This is a genomic window from Vibrio sp. Isolate22 (assembly GCF_022398115.1).
Lineage (GTDB): Bacteria > Pseudomonadota > Gammaproteobacteria > Enterobacterales > Vibrionaceae > Vibrio.
In genome coordinates this window covers 35,440-53,318 of sequence record NZ_JAKEUW010000027.1, presented here as the reverse complement: position 1 = coordinate 53,318, position 17,879 = coordinate 35,440, and the positions used below count along the sequence as shown (strand labels likewise).

Annotated in this window: 11 protein-coding genes and 1 pseudogene; 7 read left to right on the top strand and 5 right to left on the bottom strand. The window is 44.8% G+C overall.

Annotated elements, in window-relative coordinates; translation table 11 throughout:
* Positions 1 to 193: 193 nt before the first annotated feature.
* Positions 194 to 835, top strand: a complete 642-nt coding sequence (locus tag L1D55_RS15895; RefSeq protein ID WP_239918097.1) for a c-type cytochrome — start codon at positions 194 to 196, stop codon at positions 833 to 835.
* 9 nt (positions 836 to 844) lie between these two features.
* Positions 845 to 1,906, top strand: a pseudogene (locus L1D55_RS15890) (c-type cytochrome).
* 156 nt (positions 1,907 to 2,062) lie between these two features.
* On the opposite strand, the gene L1D55_RS15885 reads toward L1D55_RS15890, so the two are convergent.
* Both L1D55_RS15885 and L1D55_RS15880 read right to left on the bottom strand, forming a co-directional pair.
* A complete protein-coding gene (locus L1D55_RS15885) occupies positions 2,063 to 2,992 on the bottom strand; it encodes a LysR family transcriptional regulator (protein ID WP_063525381.1) in 930 nt (309 codons plus the stop codon).
* 26 nt (positions 2,993 to 3,018) lie between these two features.
* Complete coding sequence (locus tag L1D55_RS15880; protein WP_060980634.1) at positions 3,019 to 3,459, bottom strand: Lrp/AsnC family transcriptional regulator; 441 nt, start codon at positions 3,457 to 3,459, stop codon at positions 3,019 to 3,021.
* Between the two features lie 141 nt (positions 3,460 to 3,600).
* On the opposite strand from L1D55_RS15880, the gene L1D55_RS15875 reads away from it, so the two are divergent.
* The gene (locus tag L1D55_RS15875; RefSeq protein WP_060980635.1) at positions 3,601 to 4,185 is read left to right on the top strand and encodes a LysE family translocator; all 585 of its coding nucleotides are present in this window, start codon (positions 3,601 to 3,603) and stop codon (positions 4,183 to 4,185) included.
* Positions 4,186 to 4,240: 55 nt separating this feature from the next.
* On the opposite strand, the gene L1D55_RS15870 is transcribed toward L1D55_RS15875, so the two are convergent.
* Positions 4,241 to 4,630 (bottom strand): DUF1294 domain-containing protein, encoded by a 390-nt coding sequence (locus L1D55_RS15870; protein WP_239918096.1) that lies wholly within the window; start codon positions 4,628 to 4,630, stop codon positions 4,241 to 4,243.
* A 157-nt stretch (positions 4,631 to 4,787) separates the two neighbouring features.
* Between L1D55_RS15870 and L1D55_RS15865 the strand changes: the two genes are divergently transcribed.
* Together L1D55_RS15865 and pulA are read left to right on the top strand one after the other, a co-directional pair.
* Positions 4,788 to 6,560: an alpha-amylase family glycosyl hydrolase gene (locus L1D55_RS15865; RefSeq protein WP_239918095.1), complete on the top strand. Its 1,773-nt coding sequence runs from the start codon at positions 4,788 to 4,790 to the stop codon at positions 6,558 to 6,560.
* A gap of 348 nt (positions 6,561 to 6,908) precedes the next feature.
* Positions 6,909 to 10,607 carry a pullulanase-type alpha-1,6-glucosidase gene (pulA, locus tag L1D55_RS15860; RefSeq protein ID WP_239918094.1) on the top strand — a complete coding sequence of 1,233 codons (3,699 nt, stop codon included), beginning with the start codon at positions 6,909 to 6,911 and terminating at the stop codon, positions 10,605 to 10,607.
* 482 nt (positions 10,608 to 11,089) lie between these two features.
* Here pulA and L1D55_RS15855 read toward each other — a convergent pair whose 3' ends face one another.
* Both L1D55_RS15855 and lamB read right to left on the bottom strand, forming a co-directional pair.
* Positions 11,090 to 11,917: a MalM family protein gene (locus L1D55_RS15855; RefSeq protein WP_239918093.1), complete on the bottom strand. Its 828-nt coding sequence runs from the start codon at positions 11,915 to 11,917 to the stop codon at positions 11,090 to 11,092.
* A 165-nt stretch (positions 11,918 to 12,082) separates the two neighbouring features.
* Positions 12,083 to 13,366, bottom strand: a complete 1,284-nt coding sequence (gene lamB / locus L1D55_RS15850; RefSeq protein ID WP_171750652.1) for a maltoporin LamB — start codon at positions 13,364 to 13,366, stop codon at positions 12,083 to 12,085.
* A gap of 433 nt (positions 13,367 to 13,799) precedes the next feature.
* Between lamB and glgX the strand changes: the two genes are divergently transcribed.
* On the top strand, positions 13,800 to 15,779 hold the full coding sequence (gene glgX / locus L1D55_RS15845) for a glycogen debranching protein GlgX (protein WP_239918092.1): 1,980 nt from the start codon (positions 13,800 to 13,802) through the stop codon (positions 15,777 to 15,779).
* A gap of 241 nt (positions 15,780 to 16,020) precedes the next feature.
* Positions 16,021 to 17,763, top strand: coding sequence for a diguanylate cyclase (locus tag L1D55_RS15840; protein WP_239918091.1), 1,743 nt, complete (start codon positions 16,021 to 16,023; stop codon positions 17,761 to 17,763).
* The last annotated feature ends 116 nt before the right edge of the window (positions 17,764 to 17,879 follow it).

The following is a 17,879-nucleotide window of genomic DNA, read 5'->3' as shown; positions in this document are numbered from 1 at the left end:
CACCACTTCCCTTTAAGTTTTAGCCCCACCGCCCTCAAGCAACTATGCTTATCTCTAAGGTCAAAACAGGCTGATTGAGCCTATTTACGTGAGACTCTCCTCAAGTTCCGAGTGAATTAATGTGGAAATCCACAATAGCGCGAGCAATCAATTATGTCGAAAATGCGTGCATTACAACCAATAGCGACGCCTCATGATTAAGCTGAATATAAAAACTCAAACTCTCACGCTTTGCATCGCTGCTTTAGGAAGCCTTTCTTTATCCGGTTTTGCACAAGCAGCGCTTAACCCTATGCCCGAAGCCGCAGAAACCTGTAGCGGGTGCCATCAAGCTGACGGGAAAGGTATGCCTAACATCGCCCCTATGCTTGCTGGGCTTAATGCTGACTACCTAGAACATCAATTGGTTCTATTCTCTAGTGGAGAGCGTCAAAGCGCGATCATGAAAGGCATGGCCGATGGCGTGTCGGATCCTGCTATTCGTCGTGAAGTTGCCGAATACTTTGCCTCTCTCCCTTCATACGAATTCACCGATTTAGAACAGCGTGGCTCACAAGCGGATCTCGAGAACCCGTATCGCAAGCTTGTATTTCAGGGCGACTGGGACCGAAACATTCCAGCATGTGCTACCTGCCACGGACCAAGCGGAATGGGCTTAGACAAGTTTCCACGCCTTGCGAGCCAACATGCCGACTACATTCAATCTCAGCTAAACGCATGGAAAAACGGCACTCGCAAGGGTGATGATTTGAACATGATGGGCAACATCGCAGGCAAATTGACCGACGATGAGATCAAAAACCTGTCTTACTACTTCGCATCTTTTCGATACTAAAGGGCTAGCATGAAAACACTACTTTTAATCTCCGCAACCCTTGCCTCTGGACTCGCTTATGCCGACGGTGAATTACCTGATCGCCAAACCTAACTGCCAGCCGTCGAAAAAGTGAAAGACAACAAGTACCTAGTGCCACGCGACTTAGTGGATATCCCAGCGGGAGAATTTGGCGACAAAGTCAAATTAGGTTACTCACTGTTTGTTGACTCGCAACAGATGCGCGGCGAATACGTCGGCAACGAGCAAAACTGTGTTAACTGCCACATGCAAGCAGGCATGAAGCCCAATGCAGCGCCACTTTGGACCGCGTACATGGCCTATCCTGCTTATCGCAAGAAAAACGACAAGGTCAACAGCTACGCTGAGCGCATTCAAGGCTGTTTCACCTACTCAATGAACGGAATCGCACCAGCACTCGATTCAAAAGAACTGGTCGCACTCAGCGCTTATTCCTACTGGTTAGCGATGGGTGGCATCTTAGATAAAAACGGTATGCAAGACTCGCCAGTTCCTGAGATCAGCGATGCAGATTTGCAGGTTGGTGGTAAATCAGAAAGCTTCCCTCTTCCTGAAGAGCTGTTAAGCCAATATCCAATCGACGACAGAAGCAAATTGGCTGGCCGTGGCTATCCTAAGATCGCTAACCCAGAACAAGAACCTTCTATCGCACGTGGCGAGAAAGTTTACCAAACCAGCTGTCAAACATGTCATGGTCAAAATGGCGAAGGCATTAAAGGAGCTGATGGTCGCTCTTACTTCCCACCATTATGGGGTGAGAACGCGTTTAACTGGGGTGCCGGTATGCACCGTATAAACACAGCGGCTTACTTCATTTACGAAAACATGCCACTTGGTAAGAGTCAGCAACTTTCCATTCAAGAGGCATGGGATGTGGCCGCGTTTGTAAATAGCCATGAGCGCCCACAAGATCCAAGGTACAAGGGCGATGTGACTGCAAATGCAGAACGCTACCACAACCATCAAGGCTATTATGGCAAAGAAGTGGATGGCCACGTACTGGGGACAAAAGCTTACCCAAGTGGTAAAGAGGTGATTCACGAGCACTAACTTCGATTGAAGACGTACTCTTTGTGGAAAAAGAGCCGCTCACACTAGCTATAGCTGAACTTTACATTGTAAATTAGTGAGCGCTAAAAAAGTAAAAAGAAGCCAGTTCGTGTGACGTTCTGGCTTCTTTTTTGACTTGATATTGCAGAGAAACCGTTAATCTTGCTGCATCTTCTCCCAAATCGTCGGCGACCCAATATAATCTTGCACTGAGGTGATAAACTCTTTCACTAGCTTGGTCTGCTTACGGTGTGGGTAGACGGCGTAAATGGCGGTATCCGCTGTGGAGATGGCATAATCAGGAAGCAGTGTCACTAAGCCCAACTCTTTCATGGAGGCGTACAGGTTTGATTGATCAAGAAAGCCATAACCTAAGCCATCTTTCACACAAGACACCATAGTACGAACATCACTCACCTTGTAGTTGCCACGTATCGTCAAGCTTTGGAAGGTGTTGCCATGCGGCTCTTCACTGATTCGCAGATGATCCACCGTCATATCACCATTGGTATAAATCACCGCAGGCAGAGACAACAGATCTTGTGGCGTTTTCGGCTCCCCATGCTGCTTCACAAAATCATTCGAGGCGACCAGCATGAAGTTACTATCGGCTATCTTCTTAGCAATTAGATTTGATTCCACCAACTTGCTGAAACGAAACGCGATATCAAACTGCCCTGCAATGATGTTGGCGATCTTGTCGTCTAGTGAAAGTACGATCTGAACATCTGGGTACTTTCTCATAAACTGAGTGATGATAGGTTGCAGGTATTGCTGACCAAAATAGATCGGCGATGTAATACGCAGTACGCCTTTAGGTTCAGACTGATACGAATCAGCTATACCTTGAATCTGATTGATGGTGTCTTTCAGCACATAGGTCTGCGCGAGAATATCTTCCCCAGCCGACGTCAAAGAAAACGAACGAGTAGAACGGTTGAGTAGCTGAACACCCAAGTCTTGCTCAAGCTTTTTGATTTGTTTAGAGAGTGAGGAATTGTCCATGTCGTGCAAGGTTGCCGCTTTGGTAAACGATCCTTGTTGAACCACATCTAAGAATAATAACAACTGATTGGTATTGGGCACTGTGCCGCTCCTGATATTAAGCTCGATTAACGTTCATCTTTAGGAGTGTCCATCACCACCATGGTCGTGATGGATTGAACCTGAGCACACTCCCCTAGCACATCGGCATGAAACTTCTTATAGCTCGGTAAGTCTTTAGTCTCGACTCGCAACAAGTACTCATTGGCACCGGTGATGTTGTGACATTCGACCACCTCTTTCTCCATAGCAACGTGCTCTTCAAACTCCAATTGAGCAGATTTTTTGTGGCTTGATAAACCAATCGAAACGTAGGCGATAAAACCTACACCCATTAAGCTGTTATCTAGAACAGCACGATAACCTTGAATGATGCCTTTGCGCTCAAGATCTTGTACACGCCTTAACGTCGCTGAAGCCGACAAACCAATCCGCTCTGAGAGCTCAATGTTGGAGATTCTGCCGTCCAACTTAAGCTCTTGCAATATCCTTTCGTCAAATCTATCCATAAGTACTTATTATTGTGCATTTAGTGATAATAGAGGAAATAAAAGCACATAATTGCCTCACTTTCCACCTACTATGTTTCTCAACACGTGAAAGTCATGACCGGTCAGTCACTTCGTTCATTTTATTGCTGGAGAACCATTATGCCTTTAGAACAACTTAGCGCACTTGCCTTGTTTGCGTTTGTCTCGACCTTCACGCCGGGTCCAAATAACATCATGCTTATGACATCAGGTGCCAATGTTGGCTTTGCCCGTACCATTCCGCACATGCTGGGTATTGCTTTAGGGTTTGCGGCTATGTTGCTATTAGTTGGCTTTGGGTTAATGGGGGTTTTCAACGCCTATCCAGTGACTCACCAAGTATTGAAATACCTGAGCCTTGCGTACTTGGTGTACCTCGCAATTAAAATAGCCAAGAGTGGAAAAGCGAAAAGCACCGAAGCTTATAAACCGATGACCTTCATTGGCGCGGCAAGTTTTCAATGGGTTAACCCGAAAGGTTGGTCAATGGCACTGACAGCCATTTCTGTTTATAGCAGTGGTAGTTCATGGTGGGAGCTTGCAATCATCGCAGCCATTTTTACGCTAGCCAACCTGCCATCGGTAACCTTCTGGACAGCAGCAGGCAAGCAGCTACAACATTGGCTAACAACGCCAGTCCGCATCAAAAGCTTCAACTATGGTATGGCGGGCTTGCTGTTAGCATCGACAATTCCGATGCTCTAGTCGAGTAAATTCTATATTGTCACGGTTAGTACTCAGCTGCTAACCGTTATTCTCGTTAAAAGTAACTCACAAGCTCACCAAGCCAGCGACCAAACATCACCTGCCCGCTCGGCGTTAACGTCCAGACAAACGCCGCTACATTGATAACCACTGTAAACCAATAAATCGCTCTGAACGGCTGTTTTTGTGTTTTGTGACGTAGCTTATCTTGTGCGATCAAAGCCCCTAACCAACCACCAGCTACCGAAAAGATGTGCAGGGTTTTCTCTGGCACGCGCCAATTACCATTAGTCGCGGCTCGCTTGTCTTTTGCGTACACAAAAAGCGTCACGACACCGATAACCAAATACCACGCCAGCATTACTTTAGAACTTTCCGCAAACAACGCAGACACCGCCACCAGAACCAAATAAGTGATAGCGATTTGAATAGATGAAGACAACATCAACTCCTTTTGGGTAACAGCTCACATACTGTGGCAATTACGCCCTGTAGATTTTGATAAGGATGAGTAAGGCGTATTGTAATTCGGTTAGCCTGCAAAAAATAAACAAGCCCTTTCATCCCTACATAACATGATGGAAGTTAAAGGAATTATAAATATGTACAACCAAAAGTACGCCATCTACCAAGTTTTTACGCGTTTATTTGGCAATAAAAACACCCAACATGTCCCGTGGGGCACCATTGAACAAAATGGCGTTGGTAAATTCAGTGATTTTACAGACAAAGCGCTGTCTGAAATTCGCAAGCTTGGAATGACTCACATTTGGTATACCGGAGTTCCTCACCACGCGTTAATCAATGACTACAAACACATTGGTATTTCAGACGATCACCCAAGCGTAGTAAAAGGGCGTGCGGGCTCTCCTTATGCCGTAAAAGATTACTACTCAGTTAACCCTGATCTCGCTGATAATCCCGAGCACAGACTAGAGGAATTTGAGGCGCTAATAAAAAGAAGCCACGACCACGGTTTAAAGGTGATCATCGATATCGTCCCTAATCATGTTGCGCGTCATTATGAGGGGCTGAATAACCCACAAGGCGTCAGTGACTTTGGTGCTCACGATGACACAACCCTCGAATACCACCGAGACAATAACTTCTACTACATCCCTAACAGCACCTTTGAACTGCCAAATATCGAGCCCGATTTTATCCCACTTGGTGGTGAACAACACCTAGCCCTAAGCTCTCCGTTTATCGAAATGCCCGCTAAATGGACTGGTAATGGCTCACGCCTAGCGAAACCCAACTTCGACGATTGGTATGAAACCGTGAAGATCAATTATGGCGTACGCCCTGACGGTTCAAAAGATTTCCCTGAATTACCGAGTGACTATGCTCAACGTGATTTCCGAGAGCACTTCGATTTCTGGAAATCGATCGATGTGCCTAACTCTTGGGTTAAGTTAAGAGACATCGCCTTGTTCTGGTTAGATAAAGGCGTCGATGGGTTTCGTTACGATATGGCAGAAATGGTACCAGTCGAGTTCTGGAGCTATCTCAACTCATCCATAAAGATGCAAAACCCCTCCGCCTTTCTCATGGCAGAGGTGTATCAGCCAGACTTATACCGCGACTACATCCACTTAGGCAAAATGGACTATCTATACGACAAAGTAGACCTATACGATGGACTTAAAGCTGTTATGCAGGGCAAAGCTTCAACAGCCATCATTCCCGAGATTCAGCATCAAATGATGGACATAGAACACCACATGCTGCACTTCTTGGATAACCATGATGAACAGCGCATCGCGTCTCCTGAATTTGTAGGCAACCCTAATATTGCTAAGCCTGCAATGCTTGTCAGCACCTTATTGAGCAGTTCACCGACTATGATCTATTTTGGACAAGAGGCGGGCGAACCGGGCGCGGAGAACGCGGGTTTTGGGCAACCCTCTCGTACATCCATCTTTGACTACATCGGCGTCCCACAGCATCAAAAATGGATGAACCATGGCGCATTCGATGGCGGGCTATTAAACGATAACGAAAAGCAACTGCGTCACTTTTATCAGAAGGTGATGAACTTTTCGCTCGAGCACTCTTCAATGACAGGACATTACCGAGACTTACACCAAAGCAATAATTTGAGTGATTCGGTTTACGCTTTTCTACGCTATGACGACCAAGAGCTAATAATAGTTGCTGCGAACTTCAGCCAACACGCTACAGAGCGTGTTTGTTTGGTTATTCCACGTGATGTAATCCAAACAGTCAAAATTACGGATGGTGGTTACTTGCTTAATGAACATATCGAATCTATTCAGTCACAAGAATTACGCGTGGAGGAAGGAGTTGGCGGTTTCAATATTGAATTAAAACCGCTGGCATCGTTGGTTTGGGTATTACCATTAAATAATTAAGACCTTATCGATATTATATAGAAAGAGAATAAAGGCTAATTGATAATTAACTTAATTCCCAAGTTAAATTAACACCCAAACATTTCGATATCTTCCTCACATTTATAAGGATGAGCTCTCATCCTTATTCTCTACGCCTGGCTGCTACGCCCTATCCTATTGATATTAAACATATGAGCTCTTGGTCCAAGTAAATCTACATAAACCAAGTACAAATCGTGATATCGACACTAGGTTTCTTATTTTTACTTATTAAAAATAACTTTACATATAGACATCACAAATAGTTGATCACCGTTAAGACTAGGATATTCATCTTCATAAAAAGTGAAATATGGATATCGAAACGTGAACAATATAAATATTAATCAATGTTTAACTCTACGAAATACCTTTAACAATACACAGAAAAGAAGCTTCAAGAAATCGACCTTAACCAAAGCGATTTTACCTCTTTTCACCGCTACTTTAATCGCAGGTTGTGGCAGTGATAATAACAGCGACAACGGTACTGACACTGGCAGCAGTGGTCTATACCCTGCAGCAGAAAACGAAGTGGTTATCTACTACAAACGTGATGTTGCCGCAGCTAGCACTTCTGGGTCGACTTACGACGGTTGGGGACTGCACCTATGGAATGGCGAAGGCTGTACCAGTACCGATTTAGTCGGCATGGGGTTGAGTGAGACTGGAACCGATTGGAACAGCCCTTACGAATACGACGGCATTAGCGATACTTACGGCGCCTACTATGTATTGAAAGTCGATCCCGATGCCGCTGATCCGCATAAATGTATGAACTTCATCTTACACAATGGTGATGAAAAAGCCTTTGGCAGCGCGAACTCTAAAGTTGAGCTAGACAAGCTCGGTGAATCTCAAGGTGTGTTTGGTTTCCATGGCAGCAGCGAATTGTACTACGAGCCTATCTCAGAACGACCAGTGAATATTGATGGTCAAAAAGCACATTGGCTTGATGCAACGACCATAGGTTGGGAAGCGGCCAGCAATGCAGATTCTTTAAAACTCTTCTATGCATTGGATAACAGCATCTCAATGAATGATGACAAAGAGATCATTGGTGGTACTGCGATTGAGCTAGTAAAAGATGGCGAACTATCCTCAGAACTCAAAGAACGTTTCCGTCACTTAGCCAGTTTACCTGCGGTCGCGATTGACGTGGATAACAGCACGCTACGCACCATTTTAAAATCTCAGATCGTTGTCGTAGCTTACAATGCCGATGGCGATGTTATCTCTTCAACCGAGGTTCAAAAGCCTGGTGTGCTTGATGCGGTGTTTGCTAGCGAAGATGCAGGTAATGCCATCAGTGAACCATTGGGGGCGATAGTAGATGGTGACTCTGCAACCTTTAAACTTTGGGCTCCTACTGCGCAAGATGTTGAACTCGTTCTATACAGCGAAGACCTACAAAGCTCACAAGTCATACCGATGGCAGAGAATACTGAAACGGGGGTTTGGGCGACAGAAGCAGTGTCAAACGCAGTGAACCAATACTACCGCTACCAAGTGAAGGTTTACCACCCAACCACTGGCAAAATAGAAAATCGCCTTGTGACAGACCCTTACTCTCTCAGCTTGTCGAAGAACTCGGCATACTCTCAAGTCATTGACCTTGATGATGCATCCTTGATGCCTAATGGCTGGACTGGCTACGCTCGTCCTACCGTCGAGAAAGACGAAGACCACGTTCTCTACGAATCACATCTACGTGATTTTAGTTTCAGCGACAAGTTAGGCACTGCAAGCCTGAACGGAAAATACCTTGCACTTACGGAAGCGGACCGTGAGTCGGTCAAACATCTTCAAGCGCTTAAAGATGCCGGTTTGACGACTCTTCATATCTTGCCAGCTTTCGATATTGCTACCGTGGATGAAGATGAAACAAGCCGCGTCGATATCACCGATACCGTTGGGAAGCTGTGTGATGTAAAACCCGCCGCTGCCTTATGTGGTAATGAAGATGAAAACCGAACGATTGAGGATGTACTCGACGGCTATGACCCTTCAACAGGCGACGCACAAGCGTTAATGAACGACTTAAGAATGCTCGACAGCTTCAACTGGGGTTACGACCCATTCCATTACACCGTGCCTGAGGGAAGCTACGCGACGGATCCAAACGGATCTAAGCGTATTCTAGAGTTCCGTCAAATGGTCAAAGCTACACATGACATGGATCTCAAGCTGATCATGGACGTGGTATACAACCACACCAACGCATCTGGTGTGAATGATAAATCTGTACTGGATAAGATCGTACCTGGGTACTACCACCGACTTAATGTGAATACTGGCGGCGTGGAAAACTCAACCTGTTGTGACAACACTGCGACAGAAAACCTAATGATGGGTAAGTTAATGGTCGACTCCCTCAAAGTGTGGGCTGACGACTACAAGGTAGACGGTTTCCGTTTTGACTTAATGGGCCACCAGCCAAAAGACGTGATGGTCGAAGCTCTGGAAGAAGTGCGTAAAATTGACCCAAATACCCTGTTCTATGGGGAAGGCTGGGACTTTGGTGAAGTCGCCAACAACGCTCGCTTCGACCAAGCAAACCAAATCAACATGGCAGGTACAGAGATCGGTACATTCTCAGACCGTTTGCGTGATGCAGTTCGTGGCGGTAGCCCGTTCGATGGCGGTGTTGACTCAGAAGGGAATCATCCGCTTCGCTTTAATCAAGGCTTCGGTAACGCAGCTATCGCCAATGAAGAAACCAAGACAGATCAAGACTCCATCAACGGTCGCTTACACAACCAAGACCTTGTTCGCTTAGGAATGGCAGGTAACCTCGCAGAGTACGTGCTAATTGATTACAAAGGTGATACCAAACTGGGTAAAAACGTCGACTACAATGGCGCACCTGCGGGTTACACCAAGATGCCTTCAGAGAACATCTCTTACGTATCAAAACACGACAACCAAACACTATGGGACAACAACGCATACAAAATCGCAACTGGTACTAGCTCTGCAGAACGCGCTCGCATGCAGTCGGTATCGCTCTCTACCGTAATGTTGGGCCAGGGCATACCATTCATCCATATGGGTTCGGAACTGCTGCGCTCGAAGTCTATGCAGCGTGACTCTTACGATTCTGGTGACTGGTACAACCGTGTTTTCTTCGATGGGTCTGACAGCAACTGGAATGTCGGCTTGCCTCGTGAGGACAAAGACGGAGCAAACTGGGATCTGATCAAAACCATCATTGCTGACCCAACGGCAAAACCAGACGTAGACGACATCGAGTTAACTAAGCAGCAATTCCTAGAGCTATTAAAGATCCGCAGCTCAAGTGAGCTTTTCCGCTTAGATACAGCTGACGAAGTCATGAAGCGAGTCGATTTCCGTAACGTTGGCGAAGACCAAGTTGAAGGCCTAATCGTAATGTCTATCGATGATGGTGTGTCCGCTGGCGAAGACCTCGATCCAACGAACGATGCAATTGTCGCAGTTATAAACTCAACCAATGAATCTCAATCGTTCAAAATCGCAGGAGCGACAGGTTTTACTCTTCATGACGTTCAACAAAACTCGGCGGATGACATAGTGAAAGGCGCAAGCTTTGCTAATGAATCATTCACAGTTCCAGCACTAACAACAGCTGTGTTTGTACAAGCCCAAAGCGGTGCGCAAGGCGCTGGTTTGCCAGTAGATAACTCAGACAAGGATGTATCTAGCATTCCTCCATACGGTCAAACAACCGTGTATGTGCGTGGTGATATGAATGGTTGGAACCCTGTTGATGATTGGGCGATGAGCTTTGTTGCTAATGGGGGTTATTCTGTAACAGGCAACTTAGACGCGGGTAGCTATGGCTTCAAGTTTGCGGATGCTGATTGGAAAACACCTAACTTTGGTTGCGATTCTGTAGAACTTGCTGATGGGTCAATCGACCTAGGAACTGGTGGTAATTGCCAACTAAACGTAACTGAAGCTGGAACCTACACATTCACCTTGAATGCGATTCATGAGCTGGATGACAATGTAGATAAAGCTGTAGTATCGGTCACCAAGAATTAAGCGCAAAGCTTAGGTTCGAATCACAGATAATAAAACCAGCGAAAGCTAGCCTTTGGGAGACGTCAGTCTCCCTTTTTTGTGTCTCCAACAAACTCCAACCTAAATATGCCTTCTCTACTATCCGTGAGCCACATTCAACTTCAATGATGAACTAACTTCTTGCGTTCTAGATAGAACATTTCTTCTTCACCTATACTGCAAATTTCAGCCAGAATAACCGTAAGTCACTGTATTTGAACCAAGTATATTAAGTAGATAAAAGAGAGGCTCTGTGAGGACAAAGCTATTTACTCCAGAGAATATTACGCCACTAAGGACCGTATTTAATAAAGTCGACGGCTCATGAGATTCGACAGTACTTATAAACTCGCTGTTTCGAGCGAATTGATTTCAACCAATGTGACTATTTCATTTATAGCTGGCAATAAAAAAGGACCCTATTAGGGTCCCTTCTCTTAAATCAGACTTTGTAATTGTGTCAGTTACTTTTTATTAACTGCTTTTACAAAGACTTCTTGCGCGCCTTCAATGCCTAGTGCTTTCGCTTCGTCTAATAGACCCAAAGCTTTTGGAATATTGTCAGCTTCGACAGCGGCTTTGATTGCATTGTGGTAGTAAGTTTGTGTCTCTGGTTGAATTGTTTCAACTTTCGCGGCTGCCGCAGGCTTAGCGTTTGATTCACTGCTTGAACCGAACGAGAAGAAACCAACTCGATCAATAGCGACTTCGATTTTACCAACGTTTGAGTTTGGAACTGGAATATCTTCTACTTCTGGTAGGTAGTTACCACGGCCTTCCGCGTCTAAACGAGCAGGGTGAATAACATCAGTAAAACCATCAAGGTCTTCTTGCTCTGTATAGATAACTAAGTATACAGACTCAGCCGTTGTCGGTGGGTAGAAATCATTTTCTGCGACAAGGCGATTGCCCAAATGTAGTCTTGGTTTCGTATATTCAAAGTGCTCTTTACCGTAACGCTCTAACTCACGACCGTTTTTATCATAGATAACCGCATTAGGAACAAATGCGGTGTCGCCGATCATGCTTGTAATCTTAATAGAATACTCACCACGATCCGCTGGTAGTTCGATCGCTACTACAGGGCTGTTTATACCCTGATAGTTCAAAATTTGGCTGTCTGGTGTTATATCGAAAATTGCCGAGCTGGGAAGCTTCATCGGGGCAAATTGAAGACCAGCAAGAGAGTTAACTTGTTCAGCTTGTGCCACTTGCACCTGCTCTACAACTTGTGCAGATTGACAACCGGCCAATGCAACACAGCCACTCAACATTAGAGCTTTAAAATACATAACTCTTCCTTCTTGTTATTTTTTTAAGAAATTTACTAACTTTAATTACCACAAAGAAAACTATTCACCTAGGGAACGATCTGCTTAATCGTACATTCCTTAAAAAAATAGCCGACGCGAGCCGGCTATGAATTAGGACAGTTTAGGATTTGTTACGCTAGGTGATTACCACCAAGCTTCTACTTGGATACCAGCTACGTATTCAGTATCTTCGTTTGTACCGAATGCGTTGTCATTTTCAGTATCTAGGATGTACGAACCGTAAACACGGATTTCAGGACGAGCCCAGAAGCTGTCACCCATTGCCCAAGCTTGAGCTACTGTGAATTTAGCGTTACCAAAGTCTTCTACACCAGTACCTGCGCTGTTGATTTTCTCACCAGCGTTATAGCCAGCTTCAAATACTGTACGCATTGTGTCGTTCCACTTGTACATTGGACGAGCTACTACAGAGTACTGATCAATATCTTGCTTAGATGCACCAATTTCAGAACCAGCTAGGTAAGCAAGTTGGTGACCCATTTCCCATGATTCACCAAGGTTCATTACACCCCAGTTGATCAAACGGTAACCTGTTGCGTCATTTTGGTCGCCTGAGCGGTCGTAATATGCACCAGCACCCCAGAAGTTAGCAGCTTGAACACCGTAGCCGTTAGTACCGTACTGTAATACAGTTTGGTTAAAGCCATTATCCATACCTTGGTGGATGATACCTGTTACTAATAGACCGTCATCACCTTTAACAGATTGACCATCAGTCGAAGTAGCAAAGTTGTATGCCATTGCAACTTCTAGAGAAGCGTCAGACCAAAGACCAATGTTAGCTAGGCGCACATCAGCAATGTAACCAGTTACGTCTTCAGATTCTTTACCAACAACACCCCAAGTTGGAGCATCGCCAGGGTTAGTACCTGGAACCCAACCGTATTTATCTGTGTCAGACTCTTGAGAGCCATTATCTTGAATCAATGCTACCGATAGTTTCTGGTCGCCAATTGATAAGTTTTCAATACCACCACCAGTACCAGAAGTGTTTAGGAAGTAGAAGTCAGTGATGTGGATATCTTTACGTTGGTAGTATGTTTTACCAGCCCAGATAGTTGCTTCTTTATCTGAAGAGATTAGGCCTTTTGCCTTAACAGCAAACTGAGCAACGTTGAAGTCAGCATCTTCCCAACCATTCTCACCAGGAGCACCAGAAGCGATCATAGACTCAAGGCGCCAAGTTTGCTCGCCTGTTTTTAGCTCTTCAGAAAAACCAAACTCAGAATAGTTGTCATTTTCGTTACCTAGACGACCAATACCGTTTTTATTAACAGATACATCACCAGAACCACTTGCGCTAATACCAGTACCAGCACGCATGTAACCATTAAAGTCAACAGCGAACGCAGAGCCAGCAGCTAGCGTAGTCGCCACTGCAGCAGCAATCAAACTTACTTTTTTCATTCTTAACTCCATTAAGGACGATTTATTTTAGGTTTTTATATTTTGCTCTCTTGCGGCAACCAAAGGCAGTTATGGTAGTCGTAAGATAGAGAGGTTTAGGGTTTCCCCTGATTCGTTTCAACGGGGTCAATATTAAGAGGGGATGACAAGTTTGACTTCCTCCACCCCCAACTAAATTAAGGGGGACTAGAGGGGAGTAGAAAATATACAGAATGGTGTTTTAAAGAGGTAGATCACTTAATCTAGGAGGAGTAGACAGCACGAAGATCTAATTATTCAGCATAAGTGAGATCTACTTCAAATATATAATTTGAACTTCATCGATCAATTATTTTTTTAACCGTAATTAATCTGTGAAGATGCTTGACCTTACTGTGACAAAGCCTTTTACTAATAGTTCACTGATGTTGATAAACGAACAAGAAATCAAGCAATGACTAGAACGCTCGCTCGCCCTTATCCGCTAGGCGCAACGCTAGGTAACACTGGCTGCAACTTCTCTATTTATTCTCCTGACTGTAAATCTCTCTCACTCGCTCTTTTTGATGAGAACGATGAATTCACAACTTATAAATTGGACAATGAATACGCTGATATTCGATATGTATTTATCGAAGGTATTAAGGCGGGGCAAAAATACGGTTTTATTGCAGAAACAGATAATGGTCCAATATTACTTTCTGACCCTTATGCTAAGGCAATAAGCGAGCCGCTCCACTACACCACGCCTTATAGCAATGAGAAAAGCTTTGCGATGGCAAAGTGTGTCGTTGTTGATGATGCCTTCGATTGGCAAGACGTCGAAAAACCACGAATTAGCCGTGAAGAGACCGTTCTATTTGAAACGCATGTTAAAGGCCTATCTCAACTTCATCCTGAAGTAGCTAGTAATACCAAAGGCCGTTATCTGGGGTTAGTGAGCCCAGAGATGCTTGCATTCTACAAACAGCAAAACATCAATTCTCTACAGCTTTTACCCATTGCGGCCTGCATGCACGAACCACATCTGCTTGATATGGATAAAGTGAACTATTGGGGCTACAACCCTTATTTGTTCATGGTGCCAGACCCTCGCTATGCAGAAAAAGACGCCGTCACAGAACTCAAAACGGCTATTCGTGAGCTGCACCGCAATGGTATCGAGGTGATCTTAGACGTGGTGTACAACCACACAGCGGAAGGTGGCGAAGGCGGAACAACCTTCAACCTAAAAGCATTGGATAGCCGCACGTATATTAAGCACGGCTGCCATTACGCAAACTTCACCGGTTGTGGAAATACAGTCGACCTCACCCACCAGCCAGCACTCAACCTAGTTATGGACACGCTTCGTTACTGGGTAAGCGAATTCCAAGTCGATGGCTTCCGTTTTGACTTGGCAGCCACATTAGGACGCGAAGGGGACAACTACAACCCTGAGGCGGCTTTCTTTAAAGCGGTAGCTCAAGATCCAGTGCTTAAAGAGACCAAATTAATTGCAGAACCATGGGATATCGGCCCAAATGGCTACCAGGTGGGTAATTTTCCGTTTGGTTGGAACGAATGTAACGACAAACTGAGAGACATTACACGTAGCTTCTGGCGTGGTGACCAAGGCTACCTTAAAGAATTTGCTACGCGCCTAATGGGTTCTCGTGATATCTACAGTGCGGCGCACTGGCCTTACAAACTCACTGTTAACTACATCACTTACCATGATGGCTTCACTATGCAAGATCTTGTCTCGTACAAGCATAAGCACAATGAAGAAAATGGTGAAAGCAACCGTGATGGACATGGTGACAACCGCTCAGAAAACTACGGTGTAGAGGGTGAAACCGAAAACCTGTTGGTTATCGCGACTCGTGAAAAGCAGAAACGCAACTTCATGGCGAGCCTGCTGTTTGCTTTCGGTATTCCGCACATTCTGACGGCAGACGTGTTATCCCATACTCAAAAAGGAAACAATAACGCTTACTGCCAAGATAGTGAGACGAGTTGGCTGAACTGGGAAGATTCAGAGCGCAAGACCTACTTCAAAACTTGGCTATCTGAGATGATCGCCGCACGACAGCAATACATGGTGCCTTTTATCAAGGCATTCAGTGGCGAGAAACGTAACTCTAACCGTATCTTCTGGAGCCGTGTTGATGGCACGCTGATGGAGCATGATGATTGGAACCGCTTAAGTTCTGTGGCACTGCACCTTGGTATAGGTAAAGATGGCGATGAACTCATTTACCTCATCAACCAAACCAATGCCCCAGCACGTTTCAGCTTACCCAATGATCGTGAACAAAACTGGGTGACGATATGTGATACCAACCTGAGAAATGTAAAACCAGGTCACGCTGAAGGCGAAATGTTGTTGTCTCCAACATCGATGGCTATTTTGCACTACTCACCAAACAAAACTGAGTTAAGTGAAAGTTAACCCCGCTCAATAAAAAAGCAAAAACCATAAAAGCCAGCTATATTTCTAGCTGGCTTTTTTGTTAGCTGAATATCACAAAACTCATTCTTTTATATGGAATCATTTGCATTGATGTGATTAATAAAACTGTTTAGTATGGCCGTACTATAAAAATGAATCTATCACGTCTTTGGATATCATGGCTTTACCTAAAACACTTATTCGGCTTTTTAAACCATACATAATCTTATTAACCGGAGGAATGCTTTACCTCGCAGCAGCTCAATTAGAAAAAGTAGAGACCGCAGCAACCAACCAGTCAGCATCAAACATTCGCATCGCAAGCGCGACTATTCGTTCCAACATCGAGGCCGTATTCGGCAAACTCTATTTCTTAGAAACCAGCCTAGGCTTACCCAATACCACCGACTTTAGCGACCAAAAGTTTCGTGAGCTCAGCGATAATATTCTAAAAAGAACACCAAACTTCTCCGATATCATCCGATACCAACCTAACTCCCAGCATTACGTCTCCACTCGTGGTCTTCCTCTGTCCAATGACCAAATCGCCACAATACAATGGCATTCAATAGACGGTGTTGTTGAAGATTTCTACATCTCTTCCGTTTACCAGAAAGCAGATGGTCGATGGGTTTTCGCAGTCAAACACACTGCAGAAAAGCTCAACGAAGAAATCTGGATTGAGTTTGATTTACTGCACACCACACAAGGCTTAAGAGATTTAAAAACGCTAAATAATGGCTATGTATTTGTTGTAGATAAAGCAACTGAACGGCTCGTTTTCCATCCAGACCCAAAACGAATTGGCTCGAAGTCCATTAGCTATCATGCGGGCATTAGCCACCAACTTTCACAAGGGCAATTGGCCGGAAAGCACGAATACTACTATCAAGATAACTTCAAAATATCGGTATTTGACGCAGACAACAGCTTGAATTGGGTGTTTATTGCCGGCACAGATCGTCATGACATCTTAACCAGTTCACATCAATTTACATTAACAGGCGTTGTACTTGGCTCGCTCCTTCTATTGTGGATTGGTGCCAACTACCTGGCTTATCGTTTAAATGTCTCTTTATCTCAACTCAATAAAGCAGAAGACCTTGCGAGCTTTAAACGCAAACTGAAGTCTATTTTGGATAACTTTACCTACCATAAAGGTATTCAGTTCTGCCTGTATCAACCAGAGAACCACTCATTCAGTACGCTTGATTATCATGGGAACAAATCAACGGTGCATTGTGACAAAGCGCTCTCAGAACGTTTTGTCGCAAATGCTATGGTTTATCGAAACGGTAAAGACGCTGATCCACTCGCCCGTAAACTCAAAATAGACCAGCGCCACTATTGCCTCCCTTTATACTCACGTCAGCAGTTAATTGCAGTGTTATATGTGAATGCGAACTTGCCTATTAGCCAGAATATCTTACGTATGATCAGAGATTACACGGAAGTCTCACTGTCCAACTTACTGCTTCAGCACCAGTTGAGTAGTAAAGACCTAATGACGCAATTAGACAATAAAAGTAGCTTCAACCTTGCATTGGAAAACTACGCCAACCAGCCAGAAACCTATATCGCTCTACTCGATATCGATAACTTTGATCACTTAAACCGTGCTTATGGTGAAGCCGTGGGTGACAAGATGATCAAGCTAACAGCTGAGGCATTGCGCTCGTACTTTCCGAAGCCTAAAGGGCTGTGCCTTGCTCGTGTTGGAGGCAAAGAGTTCGCGGTATTATTCAAAGCAAACGACGCTAACGACGCCAAGTTCCAACTGGATCAATGCCGAATTGGCGTAGCAGAGAAAACGATTGTGACGCCAGACATCAGCCTATCTTTAGGCGTGAGTGTCGGTTTTTCTCAGATAGAGGGAGAGCCAGATACAGCCCTAGCACTTGCTGAGCAAGCAAAGCTTATCGCTCAACAACTCGGAAAAAATCGAGTTGAGGGCCACATCAGGGCAGTTGCAAAGGCTTCATAAGTTGCCCTAACAAATCCCTTACTCGGATACCGATGAAAACAAAAGCACCTAGGGCTCACGCTCTCGGTGCTTTTGTTTTTATAGAAAGTCATTACAATGCGCGTTCAACACGACAA